The organism is Streptomyces diacarni (assembly GCF_003323715.1).
GTDB classification, from domain to species: Bacteria; Actinomycetota; Actinomycetes; order Streptomycetales; family Streptomycetaceae; genus Streptomyces; species Streptomyces diacarni.
On the sequence record NZ_QOIN01000028.1, the window covers coordinates 317,063 to 336,235 of the forward strand.

Here is a 19,173-nt window from a genome sequence, read left to right on the forward strand (position 1 = left end):
AACGTCGACAACCCAGGAGGGGCGCCACATGCGCAGCAGACCCGTGCTGACCGGCCTCACCATGGCTGCGGCTCTCGCAGCCACTCTCGCACCGGGAACCGCCCAGGCCCAGGGCCACCACGGCGGTTCCCGCCACTGCCCCCAGCTGTCCACCGAGTTGCCGTGGCACGGCGACAACCGCGCCAAGCTCCAGCGCACCATCGACGAGCGCGGCACCTGCTCACCGCACTGGCGGGGCGGCAAGCACCGGCCCGTGGCCGCGTTCGACTGGGACAACACGATCGTCAAGAACGACTCGACGGACGCCACCATCTCCTGGGCGCTGCGGCACGACAAGATCCTGCGGCCCGAGGACTGGGCGGCCACCAGCAAGTGGCTCACCCCGGCGGCCGACCGCGCGCTGACCGAGGCGTGCGGCACCGACGTCCCCGTCGGGCGCCCCCTCCCCACCTCGACGAACGACGCCTGCGCCGACGAGATCCTGCAGGTGCGCGGCGAGGCGGAGACGATGGGCGGCCAGGAGGCCTTCGCCGGGAAGTGGAACCACCGGCGCACCGTCCCCGAGTACGCCTGGGTGCCGCAGCTGTTCGCCGGCCACACGGTCGCCGAACTGCGCTCCTACGCCCGCGCGGCCCGTGACGAGGCGCTGGCCGCCCCCGTCGGCAGCGAGCGGAAGGTCGGCACGCACACGGTGCCCGGGTACAGCCGCTACTACGCGCAGCAGAAGGACCTCGTCCGCACTCTCCAGAAGGCCGGTTTCGACGTCTACATCGTCTCGGCGGGCTCCGAGCCGGTGACCGAGGAGTGGTCGAGCGGCGTCGGGATCGACCGGAAGCACACCCTCGCCATCCGCAGTGTCGTCAGGCACGGCCGCATCACCCCCTACACCGAGGGCTGCGGAGGTACCGGCGTCAGCAAGGGCGAGGAGATCCCCTACATCGAGGGCAAGCGCTGCGTCATCAACCAGGAGATCTTCGGCATCGAGGGGAAGAAGGCCTGGAAGAAGCAGGACTGGCGGCACCGGGTCGCCGTCGGCGGGGGCGACGCGGACACCGACGTGACGTTCGTCGGCGACGCCACGGGGACGCACCTCGTGCTCAACCGCAACAAGCCGGAGATCATGTGTCGCGGGTACGACGACGCGGACGGGCGCTGGGCGGTGAACCCGATGTTCATCGAGCCGCTGCCGCGCCAGGAGGACACCTACCCGTGCTCCAGCGAGGCCTTCACCAACCCGGACGGCTCCCTCGGCCCCGTGCGCAGGGGTGACGGTTCGGTCATCCCGGACCAGCAGGACACGGCGTACGGCGAGGACGCCTAGAAGTCCTCGTTCGGCCCGTGCCGGGCCCGCGGGCCCAACGAGCGTCGCGGGGGCGCCTCTTGCCGGGGCGCCCCTGTGCGTCGCACGGATGTGCCATAGGGTTCGAGTGTGAGCATGACGACCCCGCCCGGCTGGTACCCAGAACCCGGGCTAACGCCCCCGTATCCGCCGCGGGAGCGCTGGTGGGACGGCCACGGCTGGACCGCCCAGACCCGGCAGGCCACGGGCACGCCCCCCGCGCCGGGCGGCGGCCGGTCGGGGCGCGGGCCGCTCATCGGACTCGTCGCGGGCATCGCGGGCGCGGTGGTGCTCGCCGCCGCGCTCGCCCTGGGCAGCGTCCTCCTGCTGGGCGGTGACCCCGACAAGGGCGGCACGAGCGAGGCCGGACCCGGTGCCCCCTCCGAGGCGCCCGAGGGCGAAGGACCCGGTGAGGGGGACGAGTCGACCCCGCCGCGGGACGACGAGCCGCCCTCGAAGGTCCCGGAGGTCGCCCGCGACCCCCTTCTCGGCGTCGGTCTCACGGCGCCCGCGGGGTGGGAGCGGGCCAGCGACAGCCACGCGGCCGTCAGCAGCGAGAAGGCGTACGAGTGCCCCGCCTCCCACAAGGAGGAGTGCGTCAGGGGCGGCGGCGTCCTCCAGGCGACGAACGGCGCCTGGAGCGACCGGGAGACGCTCAAGAAGCTGACCGAAGCACAGGTGGCCGAGAACGCCGAGACGTCGTACCCGAAGAAGTCGTACGGCGGCATCACCGGGCACGAGGTCGTCGAGTCCGGTGCCGTCACCGTCGCGGGCGAGCAGGGCTACCGCGTCAGGTGGCGCGTGGCCAACAAACTCAAGCCGGACGCCTACGTCGAAGCCGTCGTCTTCCGCTCACCCGAGAGCTCCGAGCGGACCCTTGCGCTGTTGAGCAGCGTCGACATCGCCGAGGACGCGCCCGGTGTCTCCGTCCTGGACGAGCTGCGCAAGGGCGTCGTGGGCACCGGCGACGGCGAGGACGAGGGCCCGCGCGAATCCGTGTGAGCGGGGCCGTGCGGGCCGGACGCCAGGGGGCGAGGCTCCGCATGGCCGACAGCCCCGTTCACAGGAACGTCATGCCCTCGCCCCGGTACGTCGGCACCGACTCCACCACCCTCTCGCCCGCCACCAGGTGCAGCCTCTCGAACCGTTCGCACAGCTCGCCCGCCTTGGCGTGCCTGAACCACACCTTGTCCCCGATCAGCAGGTCGTCGGCGGGCTGCCCCAGCAGCGGAGTCTGCACCTCGCCGGGGCCCTCCTGCGCGTCGTAGCGCAGCCCGCCGGGCAGGTACGGCTGCGGCAGCCGGTCGCGCCCCGCCACGCCGGAGGCCGGATAGCCCCCGCCCAGCACGGTCACCACCCCCACGCCCGGCCTGCGCACCACGGGCATGGCGAACAGCGCCGCGGGACGGCCGGTGAACGACGTGTAGTTGTCGAACAGGCGCGGCACGTACAGGCCCGAGCCCGCGGCGATCTCCGTGACCGCCTCCTCGGCCGCCGTGTGCTGCACGCTGCCGGTGCCGCCCCCGTTGACGAACTCCACGTCAGGGGCCACCGCCCGCACGGCCGCCACCGCCGCCGCCCGGCGGGCGGCCAGCTCGCGCCGCGCCGCCGCCTGCATCAGCCGCACCGCGCGGGAGCGCAGCGCAGCCCCGGGAACGGCGTCGCCGACCCCCGCCACGTGCCCCTCGTAGGCCATCACCCCTACCAGCCGGAAGCCGGGCCGCCGCTGGACGAGACGCGCGACGGAGGCCAGGTCGGCGGGGGAGTGCAGCGGCGAGCGGCGGGCGCCGACGCGCACCCGCCCACCCAGCATCCGCAGGGACGTGTCGAGTTCGAGGCAGACCCGGATCTCCTCGCGGCCGCCCTCCCGTGCGGCGTCGATCAGCGCGAGCTGTGCGGGATCGTCGACCATCACGGTCACCGAAGCCGCCAGTTTCGGGTCACCCGCCAGCTCCGCGTACCCCGCCCTGTCTGCCGAGGGGTAGGCGAGCAGCACGTCCGTGATGCCCGAACGGGCCAGCCACAGCGACTCGGCGAGGGTGTAGCTCATCACCCCGCGGAAGCCGTCTTGTGCCAGCACCCGCTCCAGGAGCGCACGGCAGCGCACCGACTTGGTGGCGACGCGCACCGGTTTTCCCGCGGCCCGCCGGACCAGGTCGTCGGCGTTGGCGTCGAACGCCTCCAGGTCGACCAGGGCGAGCGGCGCGTCCAGGTGAGCGGTCGCACGGTCGTACCGTGCGCGGTCGGCGGCGAGATCGACAGTCGAATCGAACACCCTCGCAGCTTGCCAGAGCCGCGCGCCACGGCACAGCCCCGGCACCCGCCCATCCCGCGCCGCAACCGGCGCGTTCACCCACCTCGGCACGGTCCCCACCGCTGCCTCGGGCGGGTTGCCCACCTGCCAGGTCCGCACCGTAGAGTGACGCCGCACGCCGTGACGGGACGGCACACGGCAACAGTTCACTCTGGCTCCGGCGAACCGCCCTGCACCGCACGGCGTTCGTGCGGGCCGCATCGCGCGAAGGGGGGCGCACATGGGAGCCGACGCCGAGCGCGCCCCGGTCCCCGAGCGTCCCTCCACCCCGCCCAGGCCCGCCGCGCCGCCGCGCCCGTCCCGCGCGCCGGCCGACGTGTCCCACGCGACGCCCCCACCGTCCGTGCCGACGCGACCAGCCGCCCCACCCCGCCCCGCCGTCCCTCCGCGCCCGAGCGTCCCCCCGCGTCCCGCCTTCTCGCTGTTCAGCGCTCCCCGACCCACGGGTGGGCAGGACAGCACCTCCGCCGAGCCGAACAGCGCCACCGTCCGCAGCGGCGGCGACCCGGACGAGCCCGGAGAGGAAGCCGTCCTCTCGGGCGGTGTCCAGGAGGAGGCCGTCCTCTCGGGCGGTGTCCGGGAGGAGACGGGTGGCGAGCCGGAAGCGGAGCCGACCCCGGAAGACGAGTCCAGCGAACAGATGCCACATCCCCGGGAGAACACCGAGGAGACGGAGGCGGAGCGGTCCGGGCGCACGCCGGTGACCGCACCCGGCGACCGCTCGCCCGCTCTCCGCCCCCCGGTTCCCGCCTCACCGCCCCAGCCCGCTCCCCCCACCGGAGAACCCCTCACGGCCCCGCGTCTTCCCGCGCTTCCCCCGCAGCGCCCGCACACGGGCCGCCGCGACGCCGCCCGGCGGCCGCCCGGGAATCCGGAACCGAACGCCGTCCGTACCTCTCGACCGGGAGACACCAGGTCCGGGCCCGCCACCGCGAAGGCGGCCACCGCCCCGCCCCGCCCCGGCACCGAGGCCGCACGGACCCCGGCACCGCCCACCGGGCCGCCCCGTGCCACGCCGCCCGCCCCGCCGGCCGGCCCCACGCTGTTCGACGGCGCGTCCCGTGCCGTTCCGCCCGAAACCGTCCCGCAGGCGCCGGCCGCCTCACCGGTGCACGAGGACGCCTCGGGCGCCGGGGGCGGGCGGAGCGCGGGACGCTCCCCGCTGGCCGTGCGGACCGTCGTGGCGGCCGTCTGCCTCGTGCTCGGCGTCGGTCTGCTCGGCGGCTCGGGCGCCGGCCTGCTGCTGAGCGGGGACACCGAACAACGCCCCGCTCTCGCACAGGGATTCGATGGCGCGCGGGCCGCCTGGCACGAGATCCCCGTCGACGACCTGTTCCCGCGCACGCTCCAGGGGAAGGGCGCGGGGCCCGGCGGCGCGGACCGGCGCTGGACACGCGTCGCCGTCGCCCCGGACAGCACCTGCGCCCACGCGTTCGACCCGCTGCTGAGCGAGGCGCTCGCTCCGGTGGGCTGCGCCCGGCTGATCCGGGCCACCTACACCGACGAGACCACCAGCCGCGTCACCACGGTCGGGCTGATGTTCACCAAGGCGGACCCGGCCGCCATGCGCGACCTGCGCAAGCGGTTCGCCACCCAGAACCTGACCGAACGCACCGATCTGATGCCCCGCCCGTACGCGGCGCGCGGCACCGTCGCCGCGGACTTCGGCGACGCGCAGCGCGCCAGTTGGTCCCTCCACGTGCTGCAGGACGTGCCCGTGGTGGTCTACTCCGTCTCCGGCTTCGCCGACGGCCGGGTCGTCACCGACCCCCAGCCCGCCGGGGCCGCCACCCGCAAGGGTGAGACCTCCGCCGCCGCGCAGGCCGGGCTCGGGCACGACGCGCAGGGCATCGCCGACCGCGTCGAACAGCGGCTCCGCAAGGCGACGATCGAGGGCCACGAGGACAAGGACGAGTTCCCCGGCGGGCCATCGAACGACCGGGGGAAGAACGAGCCACGGAGCGACCGGGGCAACGACGGGTCCCGCGGCGACCAGGACAAGGAAGAAGCCCGATGAAGCGGCTGCTGCGTACCGTGCTTCCCGTGCTGAGCGCCCTCCTGGCTGTGGCCCCGGCCACCGTCGGCACCGCGCACGCGCGAGGGGAGGGGCTCCAGCGCCAGGAGTGGGCGCTCAGTGCGCTCAACGCCAAGGCCGCGTGGAAGACCACCAAGGGCCAGGGCGTCACCGTGGCCGTGCTCGATACCGGGGTCGACGCCGACCACCCCGACCTGCGCAAGAACGTGCTGGAGGGCAAGGACCTGGTCGGCATGGGCGCCAGCAGGGGCGACCGGGCCTGGGCGCGGCACGGCACGGCCATGGCCGGCATCATCGCGGGACACGGGCACGGCAAGGGCGGCCAGGACGGGATCCTGGGCATCGCGCCCGAGGCCCGCGTGCTGCCCGTGCGCGTCCTGTTGGAGGACCAGGACCCGCAGCGCGCCAAGGCCCGCGACGAGCGCGGCACGGCGCTGGCCAAGGGCATCCGCTGGGCCACCGACCACGGCGCCGACGTCATCAACCTCTCGCTGGGGGACGACAGCGACTCGGCGCACCCCGACGCGCACGAGGACGCCGCCGTCCGCTACGCGCTGCGCAAGGGCGTGGTCGTCGTCGCGTCGGCGGGCAACGGCGGCGAGGACGGTGACCACGTCTCCTACCCCGCCGCCTACCCTGGCGTCATCGCCGTGGCCGCCGTCGACCGCAAGGGGGCGCGGGCCTCCTTCTCCACCCGCCGCTGGTACGCCACCGTCGCGGCGCCGGGCAAGGACATCCTCATCGCCGACCCGGACCGGACCTACTACCAGGGGTGGGGCACCAGCGCCGCGGCGGCGTTCACCTCGGGTGCCGTCGCGCTGGTCCGCGCCGCGCACCCGGACCTGAGTCCCGTGCAGATCAAGGAGCTGATCGCGGACACCGCCCGCAACACGCCCGAGGGCGGCCGCAGCGACGCCGTCGGCACCGGCGTGGTGGACCCGGCGGCCGCCATCGAGATGGGCTCGCACGTCAAGCCGCAGAAGCAGCGGCCGCGCGTCGGCGCGTACGACAAGGAGTACTTCGGTGCGGCCCGCCCGGCGGACGGCGCGGGCCCCGGCTGGTTCGCGCTGGTCGCCGCCGTGATGGGCGCGCTGCTGATCGGCGTGGCCTTCGCGGTCCACCGAGGCGTCACCTTCCGCGTACCGCCCCGCCTGCGGCGCGGGCCTCCCCGCCCGCTGTGAGGCGTCCGCGCTCGCTGTGAGCTGCCCGAACCCGCTACGGCTCGCCACGAAGCCCCGCCGGGGCCCCGGCGGGCGGGCCGGGCCCACGCAGGGCGCCCGCCGGGCACCGGATACGCTCGGCGGGTGGCGCTCAAGAACATCCCCGACTCGGCCTTCTCCCGCGACGACGGCACCGCGGACGACGCGCTCGCCGAGGCCCTGGCCGCGTGGCGGGCCGATCCCCGCGCGCCCGACGCCGAGTCGCGCGTCCTTCAGGCGCTGAGCGGGGCGCGGCTGCTGGTGCCGGTCGTCGCCGTCCTGACGGAGGCGGAGACCGGTCAGGACGGACTGCGCCGCGACAAGACCAGCGAGATGGCCGTGCCCACCCTCAACGCGCCTGGCGGGCGCCGCGCGCTGCCCGCCTTCACCTCCACCGAGGCGCTGGCCCGCTGGCGTCCCGACGCGCGGCCCGTCGCCGTACCGCTCCACCAGGCGCTCCAGGCGGCGGCCCACGAGCAGGCCGACACCGTGGTGCTGGACCTGGCGGGCCCCGTGACCTACGAGCTGACCGGGCCCGCGCTCAACGCACTGGCGGCGGGCCGCACGCACACCCGTCCGCTGGACGACCCCGCGGTGGGCGAAGCGGTGCGCGCCGTGCTCGCGGCGGAGCCGCGGATCGCCGGTGCCCATCTGGCGCCCGGCGACTCCACGGGCGACGGCACGCTGGCCCTCTCGCTGACACCGGGCGCCGACGTGCAGGACGTGGCCCGCCACGTCGCGGAGGCGCTCGCCGCCGACGAGACGGTACGCGCCCGGCTGGTCCGGGGGCTCGACCTGGCGCTGCTGCCACCGGGCAGCGCACTGCCCGAAAACGCCTTCTACCGGGTCTGACCTGGGCGAGAAGGCGCGCGCCCTGGAGCGGGGGGCCCGCCCGAGGTGCGAGCCGCCCTGACGCGTCGGACACTCGGGAGGAAGCGCCGGGACGGACCGTCCCGGCCTGCTCCTACGACCCCCACGGGAGGTCGACATGCAGGTCAAGTCGCTCCAGGCGAGTCCGGAACAGCTCAAGGACCTGGAAGACAAGCCCCAGCCGGTCGCCGCGGAGTTCCTGGGCACCTTGCTCCTGGTGTTCTTCGGAGTGGGTGCGGCCGTGCTGGCCGCCGAGTACGTCGGTTCGCTCGGCATCGCGCTCACGTTCGGCTTCGTGATGCTGGCGCTCGCGTACGCGATCGGCCCGATCTCCGGCTCGCACCTGAACCCCGCGGTGACGCTGGGCATGTTCCTGGCGGGCCGCCTCGACCTGGAGCTGGCGGTCAAGTACTGGGTCGCGCAGCTGGTCGGCGGCATCGCGGGAGCCGCGCTGCTCTTCCTGGTCGCCAAGCAGGTCCCGGGTCTGCAGACGAGCGAGACGTTCGGCAGCAACGGCTTCGGCGACCGCTCCGCCGTGCACGTCAACATCGGGGGCGCGTTCGTCGCCGAGCTGGTGCTGACGTTCCTGTTCGTCTACACGGTGCTGGCGGTCACCCACAAGGTGGCGGTCGTCGGCTTCGACGGGCTGCCCATCGGCATCGCGCTGGCCGTCGTCCACCTGGTCGGCATCCCGCTGACCGGTACCTCGGTGAACCCGGCCAGGAGCCTGGGCCCCGCGATCTTCGCGGGCGGGGCCGCGCTGACCCAGCTGTGGCTGTTCATCGTCGCGCCGCTGGTGGGCGGGGCGATCGCGGCGTACGTGCACGTGCTCACGCACCCCCAGCCCAACCGCAGGCCGCGGCGCGAGATGCGGGTGAGCTGAGCCGAGTGGGGCGGCCGGGTGCGGACGGACCGCTGCGCCGCGGGAAGGACCGGGCGCCGGGCGGCCCAGCCGTGGGCTGGGTGGCTCAGCCGTGAACGGGTCCCGTGTACTTCTCTCCGGGGCCCTGGCCGGGCTCGTCTGGCACGGTCGAGGCCTCGCGGAACGCGAGCTGGAGCGACTTGAGACCGTCCCGCAGCGGCGCGGCGTGGTACGAGCCGATCTCGGTGGCGCTCGCCGTGACCAGCCCGGCCAGCGCGTGGATCAGCTTCCGCGCCTCGTCCAGGTCCTTGTGCTGCTCGCCGTCCTCGGCCAGTCCGAGGTTGACGGCGGCGGAGCTCATCAGGTGCACCGCCACCGTGGTGATGACCTCGACGGCCGGGACGTCCGCGATGTCGCGGGTCAGGCTGTCGAAGTCGGGACTGTTCTGGCCGGAGAGGTCGAAGGGCTGCCCGGCGGCTGCGGCGTCGCTCATGCGGCTCACCCTAAGCCCCGCCCGTCGACCGCCGTCGTACGGGCCGCTCGTACCGCCGGCGGGCCCCTCCGGCCGTCGTGGCAGAGGTGTCCGCGGGCGCCGGCGGGTGCGGGCAGGCGGGGCGGGCAGGCGGGGCGGCGACAGGTGGCGGGCGGTGCCGGGCGGTGCTCCGCCGGGCCTGCTGGTATGCTGGTTGGACGACCGGCTGGAGACCGCCCGCACGAAGGCGGACCCCAGCCCGCAAGTGGAGGCTCCGATCTCCCACCTGGTGGCCCTGCGGGCCGCGGGTCAAAGGTCAGGCTGCGCCCCGCGGAGTTCCGCGGCGGTGCTCCCGGTCTGTGAGGAGCCCCGCCTGTGACCCGTCCGGGGCGCTTTGCGCTTTCTGCGGCGGTGGTCACCACTCATTACAGACTCGTGCGCGGTCGTCCGCCAGACGGTCGCGCGGTGTACCCGAGGAGGCCCCATCAGCGCCGAGCCCCGCATCAACGACCGGATTCGCGTCCCCGAGGTGCGACTCGTCGGTCCCAGCGGCGAGCAGGTCGGCATCGTGCCGCTTGCCAAGGCCCTTGAACTCGCACAGGAATACGACCTCGACCTGGTCGAGGTGGCGGCGAACGCCCGCCCGCCGGTGTGCAAGCTCATGGACTACGGCAAGTTCAAGTACGAGTCGGCCATGAAGGCCCGTGAAGCGCGCAAGAACCAGGCGCACACGGTCATCAAGGAAATGAAGCTCCGGCCGAAGATCGATCCGCACGACTACGACACCAAGAAGGGTCACGTCGTCCGGTTCCTCAAGCAGGGTGACAAGGTCAAGATCACGATCATGTTCCGCGGTCGTGAGCAGTCCCGCCCCGAGCTGGGCTTCCGACTGCTCCAGCGGCTCGCTGACGACGTGGCCGACCTGGGCTTCGTGGAGTCCAACCCGAAGCAGGACGGCCGCAACATGATCATGGTTCTCGGTCCGCACAAGAAGAAGACCGAGGCCATGGCCGAGGCCCGCGAGGCCCAGGCGGCCCGCAAGGCGGAGCGCCAGCAGGGGTCTGCTCCAGCCGAGGCGCCCACCGAGGAGACCGCCGAGGCGTGAGCCCTCCCGGGGCACCGCCCCGGAACCGACACGGAACAACTGACGCTTCCGCCTGCCCGCACGGCGATCCGGAAGCGTCACTGACGAGGAGTGAAACGGCGACATGCCGAAGAACAAGACGCACAGTGGTGCCCGCAAGCGCTTCAAGGTCACCGGCTCCGGCAAGGTGATGCGCCAGCGCGCCGGCCGCCGCCACCTTCTCGAGCACAAGCCGTCCACGCTGACGCGTCGCCTTGCCGGTAAGACCGAAGCGGCCCCGGCGGACGCCAAGAAGATCAAGAAGCTTCTCGGCAAGTAAGAACCCCGCTCGACCGGGACCCCATCGATCCGGGTCGGAGCGGACGGCGTCGAGCGGTGAACGGCGACGTCGGGCAGACCGCCTTCCGGCCCCCCAACAAGGAGTAATCACGTGGCACGCGTCAAGCGGGCAGTAAACGCTCAGAAGAAGCGCCGGGCGATCCTGGAGCAGGCCAGCGGCTACCGCGGTCAGCGTTCCCGCCTGTACCGCAAGGCGAAGGAGCAGGTCACCCACTCCTACGTCTACAACTACAACGACCGCAAGAAGCGCAAGGGCGACTTCCGTCAGCTGTGGATCCAGCGGATCAACGCCGCTGCCCGCGCCAACGGCATCACCTACAACCGCTTCATCCAGGGTCTGAAGGCCGCCTCCATCGAGGTCGACCGCAAGATGCTGGCCGACCTCGCGGTCAACGACGCGGCTGCCTTCACCGCGCTGGTCGAGGTCGCGCAGAAGGCGCTGCCGAGCGATGTGAACGCCCCGAAGGCCGCCTGAACACCTGCGGCCGCGCCGGTGAGCGCGCTCGCCGGCTGAACCGCCCGGCCTTCCTCCCCCGGCCCTCGGGGCAGGGGGCTTCGGCCTCTCGCCGTCGTGGTTTCCGCCCCCCTGCTGCGCACGGGGGCGCGCTTCCACGGCGGCGAGAAGTGTGTGTGGCGGCCGGGTCATGCGGCCCTCTGAGTCGCACTCGTCGAAAGTGAGCGAACCCCCTGATGCCGCCCGAGTTGACCTCCCTGCGCTCGCCTCGTGTCACCGCCGCGCGCAGGCTCGGCAAGCGCAGCTTCCGTACCAAGGAGCGGCGGTTCCTGGCCGAGGGGCCGCAGGCCGTGCGGGAGGCACTGGAACACCTGGTCGAGGTGTATGTGACGCCCGAGGCCGCCGAGCGGCACGCGGACGTCCTGCGGGCGGCCCGCGCGGCTCGCCTGCCGGTGCTCACGGCCTCCGACGAGGTGATCGGCGAGATGGCCGACACCGTCACCCCGCAGGGCATCGTCGGGCTCTGCCACTTCCTCGACCGGCCCCTGGAGGAGATCGCGGCGGCCCGGCCGCGCCTTGTGGCCGTCCTCGCCCACGTGCGCGATCCGGGCAACGCGGGGACCGTCCTGCGCTGCGCCGACGCGGCGGGGGCCGACGCGGTGGTGCTGACCGACGCGTCCGTCGACGTCTACAACCCGAAGGCCGTGCGCTCGTCGGCCGGTTCGCTCTTCCACCTGCCGGTCGTCGTCGGCGTGCCCGTCGAGGAGGCGCTGCGTCAACTCGCCGGCGCGGGGGTGCGGGTGCTGGCCGCCGACGGCGCGGGGGAGCGGGATCTGGACGAGGAACTGGACGCGGGGTCGATGGCCGGGCCGACGGCCTGGGTCTTCGGCAACGAGGCCTGGGGGCTGCCGGAGGAGACCCGCGCGCTGGCCGACACCGTGGTGCGGGTGCCCCTGCACGGCCGTGCGGAGAGCCTCAACCTCGCCACGGCGGCGGCCGTCTGCCTCTACGCCTCGGCGCGCGCCCAGCGCACCCGGTGACCGCGCGCGGTGACAGCCCGCACGGTGAGGGTGCCGCGCGGTCACCCTGAGCTAGTAGGGTGTCGGCCCCGGGTGGCGGGACGAGGTGTCGGAAAGGGGCGGTACGGGATGGATGTGAACCCCGACGACCTGCCCGACGGGCTCGTGGTCGCCGACGCCGACGGCGCCGTCGTCTGCTTCAACGCGGCGGCGGCCCGCCTCACAGGCCGGGAGCCCGGCGAGGCGCTGGGCAGTCCGCTGCCCGCCGTGCTGCCGCTCGAGGACCTCGACGGACGCCGCTGGTGGCAGCTGACCGATCCCTACGGCGGCCTGGCGATCAGCAACGGGCACCCCGAGCGGAACCTGCTGCTGCCGGGCGGGCACGAGGTACTCGTCTCGGCGCGGTACGTCCGCGCGCGGGCGCGGGGCCCCGTCCGGCGCGTCGTCGTCACCCTGCGCGGCACCGAGGCGCGGCGCCGCACCGAGCGCAGCCACGCCGAGCTGATCGCCACCGTCGCCCACGAGCTGCGCTCGCCCCTCACCTCCGTCAAGGGTTTCACCGCCACCCTGCTGGCCAAGTGGGAGCGGTTCACCGACGACCAGAAGCGGCTGATGCTCCAGACCGTCGACGCGGACGCGGGCCGCGTCACCCGCCTGATCGCCGAGCTGCTGGACATCTCCCGCATCGACTCGGGGCGGCTGGAGGTGCGCCGCCAGCGGCTGGACATCGCCAGGGCCGTGCGGCGGCACGTGGGCGCCCACCTGGCCGCGGGCGAGCCGGACTCCCGCTTCGCGGTCGACATCGCGGCCGACCTGCCCGACCTGTGGGCGGACCCGGACAAGATCGACCAGGTGCTCGGCAACCTGCTGGAAAACGCGGTGCGGCACGGCGAGGGAACTGTCACCATCGAGGTACGATCCGCCTCGTCCCCGCGCGATCCGGGGACGCCGGGAACCCCAGGAGGGGCCGGCGAGCCCGGGGGGCCTGGTGAGCCTGGAGAGAAGGCCACGACCGTCACGGTCAGCGACGAGGGGCCCGGCATTCCGGAGGAGTCCATGAGCCGTGTGTTCACCCGCTTCTGGCGGGGCAGCAGGCGCGGCGGCACGGGGTTGGGCCTCTACATCGTCAAGGGCATCGTCGAGGCACACGGTGGCGTGATCACCGTCGAGCGGGCGCCCGTGGGCGGCGCCCGGTTCCGATTTACCCTGCCCGTGGGCGCCCCGGCCTTCCTGGCCTGACGGATCCGATCCGCGGATCCACGAGCACACGGCGCGCACGGGCCCACCCCGGAACCTGACCCGAGGCCGCAGCTCCGGCCTCCGCTTACCCGCCCTCGGGCACGCCCCCGTAGACTCGGGCCCCGGCACGCATGTCCGGGACGGGGCGCAGCCAGGGGGTACCTCCCAGCGACAGCTGGGAGACAAATCGGAAACCACGGGAAGAGATGTCGGCACCCAACAAGTCGTACGACCCTGTCGAGGTCGAGGCACTGAAACCGGAAGAGATCGACCGGGCCACCGAAGAGGCGCTCGCCGCCGTCGCGGCGGCCGGTGATCTGGAGGCACTGCGCGAGGTGAAGGTGGCCCATGCGGGCGACCGCTCCCCGCTGGCGCTGGCCAACCGCGAGATCGGCGCTCTGCCCCCGCACGCGAAGGCCGAGGCGGGCAAGCGTGTCGGGCAGGCGAGGGGCGCGGTCGGCAAGGCGCTCAAGGCCCGCCAGGAAGAGTTGGAGCGCGAGCGCGACGAGCGGGTGCTGGTCGAGGAGGCCGTGGATGTCACGCTGCCCTACGACCGCCGCCCGGCCGGCGCCCGCCACCCGCTGACGACCCTCTCGGAGCGCATCGAGGACGTCTTCGTCGCGATGGGCTACGAGGTGGCCGAGGGCCCCGAGGTCGAGGCCGAGTGGCTGAACTTCGACGCCCTCAACCTCGGGCCCGACCACCCGGCCCGCACCATGCAGGACACCTTCTTCGTGCGCGGCCAGGCCGGCTCGCCGCGCGAGGAGGACTCCGGCGTCGTGCTGCGCACCCACACCTCGCCGGTGCAGATCCGGTCGCTGCTGGCGCGCGAGCTGCCGGTCTACGTCATCTGCCCCGGCCGCGTGTACCGCACCGACGAGCTGGACGCCACGCACACCCCCGTCTTCGGCCAGGTCGAGCTGCTGGCCATCGACGAGGGCCTGACCATGGCCGACCTGCGGGGCACGCTCGACCACATGGTGCGGGCGCTGTTCGGCGAGGGTCTGGGTACGCGGCTGCGGCCCTCCTACTTCCCCTTCACCGAGCCGTCCGCCGAGATGGACATGGTGTGCTTCGTGTGCCGGGGCGCGTCCGTGGGAGACCCGGACAACCCGTGCCGCACCTGCTCCAGCGAGGGCTGGATCGAGCTGGGCGGCTGCGGCATGGTCAACCCGCGGGTGCTGACGGCCTGCGGCGTCGACCCGGAGCGCTACAGCGGGTTCGCCTTCGGGTTCGGCATCGAGCGGATGCTGATGTTCCGCCACAACGTCGAGGACATGCGAGACATGGTCGAGGGTGACGTGCGCTTCACCAGGCCGTTCGGGATGGAGATCTGATGCGGGCGCCGCTGTCGTGGCTCCGGGAGTACGTCGAGGTGCCGGCCTCCGAGTCCGGCCGGGACGTCGCGGCCAGGCTGATCGCGGCCGGTCTCGAGGTCGAGACGGTCGAGCAGACCGGAGCCGGCCTCACCGGTCCGCTGGTGGTGGGCCGGGTGCTGGCCATCGAGGAGCTGACCGGCTTCAAGAAACCGATCCGCTACTGCCAGGTGGACGTCGGCCGGGGCCCTGAGGACCCGCAGAACATCGTCTGCGGAGCCACCAACTTCGCCGTCGGCGACAACGTCGTCGTCGTGCTGCCGGGCGCCGTGCTGCCCGGCGGGTTCGAGATCAGCGCCCGCAAGACCTACGGCCACGTCTCCGAGGGCATGATCTGCTCCGAGCGCGAGCTGGGCATGGGCGAGGACCACGACGGGATCATGGTGCTGCCGCCCGAGGCCGAGGTGGGCGCCGACGCCATCGAGCTGCTGGAACTCGTCGACGAGGTCCTCGACATCGCCGTCACCCCCGACCGCGGCTACTGCCTGTCGATGCGCGGTCTGGCGCGCGAGACGGCCACCGCCTACGGGGTGCCGCTGCGCGACCCGGCCCTGCTGGACGTGGCCGCGCCCAACGCGCACGGGTACACCGTCGAGGTCGCAGACCCGCTGGGCTGCGACCGGTTCACCGCCCGCACGGTGTCCGGGCTGCGCCCCGGCGCGGTCTCGCCGATCTGGCTCAAGCGCAGGCTCCAGAAGGCCGGGATGCGCCCGGTCTCGCTGCCGGTCGACATCACCAACTACGTGATGCTGGAGCTGGGCCAGCCGCTGCACGCCTACGACCGCCACCGCGTCGAGGGGCCGATCGGGGTGCGCGGGGCCCGCAGCGGGGAGAAGCTGACCACCCTCGACGGCGTGGCACGCGTCCTGGACCCGGAGGACCTGGTCATCACCGACGACCGCGGCCCCATCGGCCTCGCGGGCGTCATGGGCGGCGCCCACACCGAGATCGCCGACGGCGACGGCGGTGCGGCGCAGCGCACCACGGACGTGGTGATCGAGGCGGCCCACTTCGACCAGGTACGGGTGGCCCGCACCGCGCGCCGCCACAAGCTCTCCTCCGAGGCGTCCCGCCGCTTCGAGCGGGGAGTCGATCCGGAGGCGGCGGCCGCCGCGGCGCAGCGCACCGTCGACCTGCTGGTGCTGCTGGCCGGCGGCACCGTGGAGCCCGGCGTCACCGAGGTCCGCACCCCCTCGGGCCCGCGCACCATCCGGATGGCCGCCGACCACCCCGACAGGGTCGCGGGCGTCGGCTACGGGCGCGAGACCGTCGTGCGCCGCCTCCAGCAGGTCGGCTGCGACGTCTACGGGGATGTCGGCCCGAGCGCGCTGGAAGGCGGCGAGCGGTCCACCGAGGGTCCCGAGGAGCTCACGGTCACCGTGCCGTCCTGGCGGCCCGATTTGACCGACCCCAACGACCTGGCCGAAGAGGTCATCCGCCTGGAGGGCTACGAGAACCTGCCCGCCACCCTGCCCAGGCCGCTGCCGGGCCGCGGGCTGACCGAGCGGCAGCGGCTGCACCGCCGCGTGGGCCGGGCCCTGGCGGGCGCGGGCTACGTCGAGGCGCCGTCGTACCCGTTCGTGGGCGAGGCCGTCTTCGACCAGCTCGGGCTGGAGCCGGGCGACGCGCGCCGCCGCACCGTCCAGCTGGTCAACCCGCTCTCCGATGAGGAGCCCGGGCTGCGCACCACGCTGCTGCCCGGGCTGCTGGGCGCCCTGCGCCGCAACGACGGGCGCGGCAGCCACGACCTGGCGCTGTTCGAGACCGGGCTGGTGTTCCTGCCGACCGGCGCCGAAACGGCCGCCGAGCGGCTGCCCGTCACCCAGCGGCCCACCGACGAGCAGGTGGCCTCCTTGGACAGTGCGCTGCCCGAGCAGCCCCGGCACGTGGCGGTCGTCCTGGCGGGCGCCCGCGAGCGGGCCGGCTGGTGGGGCGGGGGCCGCCCCGCCGACTGGGCCGACGCCATCGAGGCGGCCCGCACCGTGGCCGCAGAGGCGGGCGTCGAGCTGACGCTGGTCAGCGGCCGGTACGTGCCCTGGCACCCGGGCCGGTGCGCCGCGCTCCACGTCGAGATCGACGGCAGCCGCACCCTGGCGGGCCACGCCGGTGAGCTGCACCCGCGCGCGCTCAAGGCGCTCGGGCTGCCGCCGCGCACCTGTGTGATGGAGCTCGACCTCGACCTGGTGGAGCGCGCGGGCGCGGGCGCGATGCGCGCCCCGCACGTGTCCACGTTCCCGGTCGCCACCCAGGACGTGGCCCTGGTGGTGGACGCCTCGGTGCCGGCCGCCGAGGTGGAGAGCGCGCTGCGCGCCGGCGCGGGTGAGCTGCTGGAGTCGCTGCGGCTGTTCGACGTCTTCACCGGCGAACAGCTCGGTGCGGGCCGCAAGTCGCTCGCCTACGCGCTGCGCTTCCGTGCCTTCGACCGGACGCTGAAGGCGGAGGAGGCCTCAGGCGCGCGGGACGCGGCCGTGGCCGAGGCTGTCGAGCGCACCGGCGCGGTGCTGCGCGGCGCCTGAGAACGGGCAGCCCCCGGCGCGCGCCGGGGGCACGAAGGGGACATCCGCCACCGGCGGGTGTCCCCTTCGCCGTGCCGCCGCGCCGCCTCATCTTTTCGGGTGAGATGACCGGTCGAGTCCCTGGTGCGGGGTCAAGGCTGGTTACGGGTGACGAGGTGGCAGCAGCGAACTCATCATCCCGTCCGGCGGACGCTCCGCTCCGCAGCCTGATCCCTGCACGTATCGACCGGATGCCCTGGTCCGGCTTCCACACGAAGATGATCGCGGCGCTGGGCTGTGCGTGGATCCTCGACGGGCTGGAGATCACGGTCGCCAGCTCGGTCACCTCGATCCTCACCCAGGAGGACACCCTCGGGCTGTCCTCCAGCGAAGCGGGTCTGATCGCGACCGTCTACCTGGTCGGACAGGTGACGGGGGCGCTCTTCTTCGGGCGGATGGCCGACAGGTTCGGGCGCCGGAAGCTCTTCCTGCTCACGTTCGGCGTCTACCTGTTCGGCAGCGGCATGACCGCGCTGACCTACGGACAGGGCCCCAGCTGGGACGCCTACCTGTACCTGACCCGGTTCGTCGCCGGCACCGGCATCGGCGGGGAGTACGCCGCCATCAACTCGGCCATCCAGGAGATGATGCCCGCCCGCTTCCGCGGCCGGGTCGACCTGCTGGTCAACGGCACCTACTGGGCGGGCGCCATCGTCGGCACCCTCGCCGAGCTGATGATCCTCGCCTACTTCGACGACACCGTCGCCTGGCGCATCGGCTTCCTGCTCGGACCCGTGCTCGGCTTCTCCGTGCTGTTCGTACGCCGCCATCTGCCGGAGAGTCCACGCTGGCTGATCATGAACGGGAGGGAGGCCGAGGCGGAGGCGGCGATCGGCCGCATCGAGGAGGCGGTGCGCCGGCACGGCAAGAAGCTGCCGCCGGTCGACGAGAAGGACGCCATCGAGATCAGCGAGTCGGCGCACAGCACGTACGTGACGCTGCTGCGGGTGCTCTTCAGGGAGTACCCCAAGCGCGCCGTGCTGGCCTCGACCCTGATGATCACCCAGTCGTTCCTCTACAACGCGATCTTCTTCACCTACACGCTGGTGCTCACCACGTTCTACGGCGTCTCCGCCGCGAGCGCCCCGATGTACCTGCTGGCCTTCGCCGCCGGCAACCTGCTCGGGCCCATCGTGCTGGGCCCCCTCTTCGACATCGTCGGCCGCCGCTGGCTGATCGCCGGCACCTATCTCTTCTCCGGGTGCGCGCTGGCGGTGACCGCCTCCCTGTTCGCGGCGAACGTCCTGACGGCGACCACGCAGACCGTCGCCTGGTGTGTGATCTTCTTCTTCGCCTCGGCCGGCGCGTCCTCGGGCTACCTGACGGCGGGTGAGATCTTCCCGCTGGAGGTCCGCGGCAAGGCGATCGCGCTCTTCTTCGCCATCGGGCAGGCCGCGGGGGCGACGGGGCCCTACCTGTACGGCTGGCTGATCGGCGACGGCAGCAACCGCGGCAGGCTCTACGTCGGTTTTCTCGTCGGCGCGATCATCATGGTCATCGGCGGCCTGGCGGAGACCTTCCTCGGGGTGGACGCCGAACGCAAACCGCTGGAGTCGGTCGCCAAGCCCCTCTCCGTCGTGCGCACCTCGGTCGGCGCGGCGCGCAGGCGGACGGTGCGCAAACTGCGCAAACCGGGGGAGCGGCCGGGCGCGCCACCCGGCGCGGGCACCCCACCGGGCGTGGAGCAGCCACCGGGCGGGGCGCCGGGCGCGGGCGCGGAGGCGCCGCCGGGTGCGGGCACGGGGGTGCCGCCCGTGGCGGGCGTGCGTGAGGCGGCCGAGGCAGGTGCGGCGCTCGGCTCGGGACCGGTCGAGCCGGAGCCCGCCGCGCTTCCCGACGAGGCCTCGAAGGCGACGCCCGGGGCCACGCCGGACGGCACCGCTGCCGAGGCGAAGGACAACAACGACCCCGATCCCGGGGACGAGCCGACGGCCGACACGCCCGCGGTGTGAACCGGCCGCGGGGGCGCGCGCCGCTTGGCGCCCACCGTCCGGCGCCTACCGCCTGCCCTGGATG

The 19,173-nt window shown here is 73.7% G+C and carries 16 protein-coding genes; 14 read left to right on the forward strand and 2 right to left on the reverse strand.

Features of this window, described 5'->3' with window-relative positions:
* Positions 1 to 28 precede the first annotated feature (28 nt).
* Both DTL70_RS04700 and DTL70_RS04705 read left to right on the forward strand, forming a co-directional pair.
* Entirely contained in the window at positions 29 to 1,321 is a 1,293-nt protein-coding gene (locus tag DTL70_RS04700; protein WP_181860779.1) for an HAD family hydrolase, read from the forward strand.
* A 114-nt stretch (positions 1,322 to 1,435) separates the two neighbouring features.
* On the forward strand, positions 1,436 to 2,341 hold the full coding sequence (locus DTL70_RS04705) for a DUF2510 domain-containing protein (protein ID WP_114020540.1): 906 nt from the start codon (positions 1,436 to 1,438) through the stop codon (positions 2,339 to 2,341).
* A gap of 58 nt (positions 2,342 to 2,399) precedes the next feature.
* Here DTL70_RS04705 and DTL70_RS04710 read toward each other — a convergent pair whose 3' ends face one another.
* Positions 2,400 to 3,614 (reverse strand): amino acid deaminase/aldolase, encoded by a 1,215-nt coding sequence (locus DTL70_RS04710; RefSeq protein ID WP_114020541.1) that lies wholly within the window; start codon positions 3,612 to 3,614, stop codon positions 2,400 to 2,402.
* Between the two features lie 259 nt (positions 3,615 to 3,873).
* Between DTL70_RS04710 and DTL70_RS34100 the strand changes: the two genes are divergently transcribed.
* The 4 genes from DTL70_RS34100 to DTL70_RS04730 all read left to right on the forward strand — a co-directional run bounded on the left by DTL70_RS34100 (position 3,874) and on the right by DTL70_RS04730 (position 8,640).
* The gene (locus tag DTL70_RS34100; protein ID WP_281278650.1) at positions 3,874 to 5,670 is read left to right on the forward strand and encodes a hypothetical protein; all 1,797 of its coding nucleotides are present in this window, start codon (positions 3,874 to 3,876) and stop codon (positions 5,668 to 5,670) included.
* Positions 5,667 to 6,869 carry a type VII secretion-associated serine protease mycosin gene (mycP, locus tag DTL70_RS04720; protein ID WP_114020542.1) on the forward strand — a complete coding sequence of 401 codons (1,203 nt, stop codon included), beginning with the start codon at positions 5,667 to 5,669 and terminating at the stop codon, positions 6,867 to 6,869. The genes DTL70_RS34100 and mycP overlap by 4 nt, the downstream gene beginning before the upstream one ends.
* A 123-nt stretch (positions 6,870 to 6,992) precedes the next feature.
* Positions 6,993 to 7,739, forward strand: a complete 747-nt coding sequence (locus DTL70_RS04725; RefSeq protein WP_114020543.1) for an SseB family protein — start codon at positions 6,993 to 6,995, stop codon at positions 7,737 to 7,739.
* 136 nt (positions 7,740 to 7,875) lie between these two features.
* Positions 7,876 to 8,640 carry an MIP family channel protein gene (locus tag DTL70_RS04730; protein ID WP_114020544.1) on the forward strand — a complete coding sequence of 255 codons (765 nt, stop codon included), beginning with the start codon at positions 7,876 to 7,878 and terminating at the stop codon, positions 8,638 to 8,640.
* An 85-nt stretch (positions 8,641 to 8,725) separates the two neighbouring features.
* Here the strand turns inward: DTL70_RS04730 and DTL70_RS04735 are convergent, their stop codons facing one another.
* Positions 8,726 to 9,112 (reverse strand): DUF1844 domain-containing protein, encoded by a 387-nt coding sequence (locus tag DTL70_RS04735; RefSeq protein WP_114020545.1) that lies wholly within the window; start codon positions 9,110 to 9,112, stop codon positions 8,726 to 8,728.
* Between the two features lie 403 nt (positions 9,113 to 9,515).
* Between DTL70_RS04735 and infC the strand changes: the two genes are divergently transcribed.
* From infC to DTL70_RS04780, 8 genes are all read left to right on the forward strand, one after another.
* Positions 9,516 to 10,196, forward strand: coding sequence for a translation initiation factor IF-3 (infC, locus tag DTL70_RS04745; RefSeq protein ID WP_114020692.1), 681 nt, complete (start codon positions 9,516 to 9,518; stop codon positions 10,194 to 10,196).
* 103 nt (positions 10,197 to 10,299) lie between these two features.
* On the forward strand, positions 10,300 to 10,494 hold the full coding sequence (gene rpmI / locus DTL70_RS04750; protein ID WP_019360090.1) for a 50S ribosomal protein L35: 195 nt from the start codon (positions 10,300 to 10,302) through the stop codon (positions 10,492 to 10,494).
* A 111-nt stretch (positions 10,495 to 10,605) separates the two neighbouring features.
* The gene (gene rplT / locus DTL70_RS04755) at positions 10,606 to 10,989 is read left to right on the forward strand and encodes a 50S ribosomal protein L20 (RefSeq protein WP_114020547.1); all 384 of its coding nucleotides are present in this window, start codon (positions 10,606 to 10,608) and stop codon (positions 10,987 to 10,989) included.
* 215 nt (positions 10,990 to 11,204) lie between these two features.
* Positions 11,205 to 12,008: a TrmH family RNA methyltransferase gene (locus tag DTL70_RS04760; RefSeq protein WP_181860780.1), complete on the forward strand. Its 804-nt coding sequence runs from the start codon at positions 11,205 to 11,207 to the stop codon at positions 12,006 to 12,008.
* 108 nt (positions 12,009 to 12,116) lie between these two features.
* A complete protein-coding gene (locus DTL70_RS04765; protein WP_114020549.1) occupies positions 12,117 to 13,226 on the forward strand; it encodes a sensor histidine kinase in 1,110 nt (369 codons plus the stop codon).
* 206 nt (positions 13,227 to 13,432) lie between these two features.
* A complete protein-coding gene (gene pheS / locus DTL70_RS04770; RefSeq protein ID WP_114020550.1) occupies positions 13,433 to 14,563 on the forward strand; it encodes a phenylalanine--tRNA ligase subunit alpha in 1,131 nt (376 codons plus the stop codon).
* Positions 14,563 to 17,118, forward strand: a complete 2,556-nt coding sequence (pheT, locus tag DTL70_RS04775; RefSeq protein WP_114020551.1) for a phenylalanine--tRNA ligase subunit beta — start codon at positions 14,563 to 14,565, stop codon at positions 17,116 to 17,118. Before pheS ends, pheT begins: the two co-directional genes overlap by 1 nt.
* 230 nt (positions 17,119 to 17,348) lie before the next feature.
* A complete protein-coding gene (locus tag DTL70_RS04780; RefSeq protein WP_114020552.1) occupies positions 17,349 to 19,109 on the forward strand; it encodes an MFS transporter in 1,761 nt (586 codons plus the stop codon).
* Positions 19,110 to 19,173: the final 64 nt, after the last annotated feature.

Excerpts from the sequence above, each read along its gene's own strand:
- DTL70_RS04765 (WP_114020549.1), top strand. The coding sequence starts at position 12,117 with ATGGATGTGAACCCCGACGACCTGCCCGACGGGCTCGTGGTCGCCGAC.
- DTL70_RS04705 (WP_114020540.1), top strand. The coding sequence starts at position 1,436 with ATGACGACCCCGCCCGGCTGGTACCCAGAACCCGGGCTAACGCCCCCG.
- DTL70_RS34100 (WP_281278650.1), top strand. The coding sequence starts at position 3,874 with ATGGGAGCCGACGCCGAGCGCGCCCCGGTCCCCGAGCGTCCCTCCACC.
- DTL70_RS04735 (WP_114020545.1), bottom strand. The coding sequence starts at position 9,112 with ATGAGCGACGCCGCAGCCGCCGGGCAGCCCTTCGACCTCTCCGGCCAG.
- pheT (WP_114020551.1), top strand. The coding sequence starts at position 14,563 with ATGCGGGCGCCGCTGTCGTGGCTCCGGGAGTACGTCGAGGTGCCGGCC.
- DTL70_RS04780 (WP_114020552.1), top strand. The coding sequence starts at position 17,349 with ATGCCCTGGTCCGGCTTCCACACGAAGATGATCGCGGCGCTGGGCTGT.
- DTL70_RS04760 (WP_181860780.1), top strand. The coding sequence starts at position 11,205 with ATGCCGCCCGAGTTGACCTCCCTGCGCTCGCCTCGTGTCACCGCCGCG.
- rpmI (WP_019360090.1), top strand. The coding sequence starts at position 10,300 with ATGCCGAAGAACAAGACGCACAGTGGTGCCCGCAAGCGCTTCAAGGTC.
- DTL70_RS04730 (WP_114020544.1), top strand. The coding sequence starts at position 7,876 with ATGCAGGTCAAGTCGCTCCAGGCGAGTCCGGAACAGCTCAAGGACCTG.
- pheS (WP_114020550.1), top strand. The coding sequence starts at position 13,433 with ATGTCGGCACCCAACAAGTCGTACGACCCTGTCGAGGTCGAGGCACTG.
- mycP (WP_114020542.1), top strand. The coding sequence starts at position 5,667 with ATGAAGCGGCTGCTGCGTACCGTGCTTCCCGTGCTGAGCGCCCTCCTG.
- DTL70_RS04700 (WP_181860779.1), top strand. The coding sequence starts at position 29 with ATGCGCAGCAGACCCGTGCTGACCGGCCTCACCATGGCTGCGGCTCTC.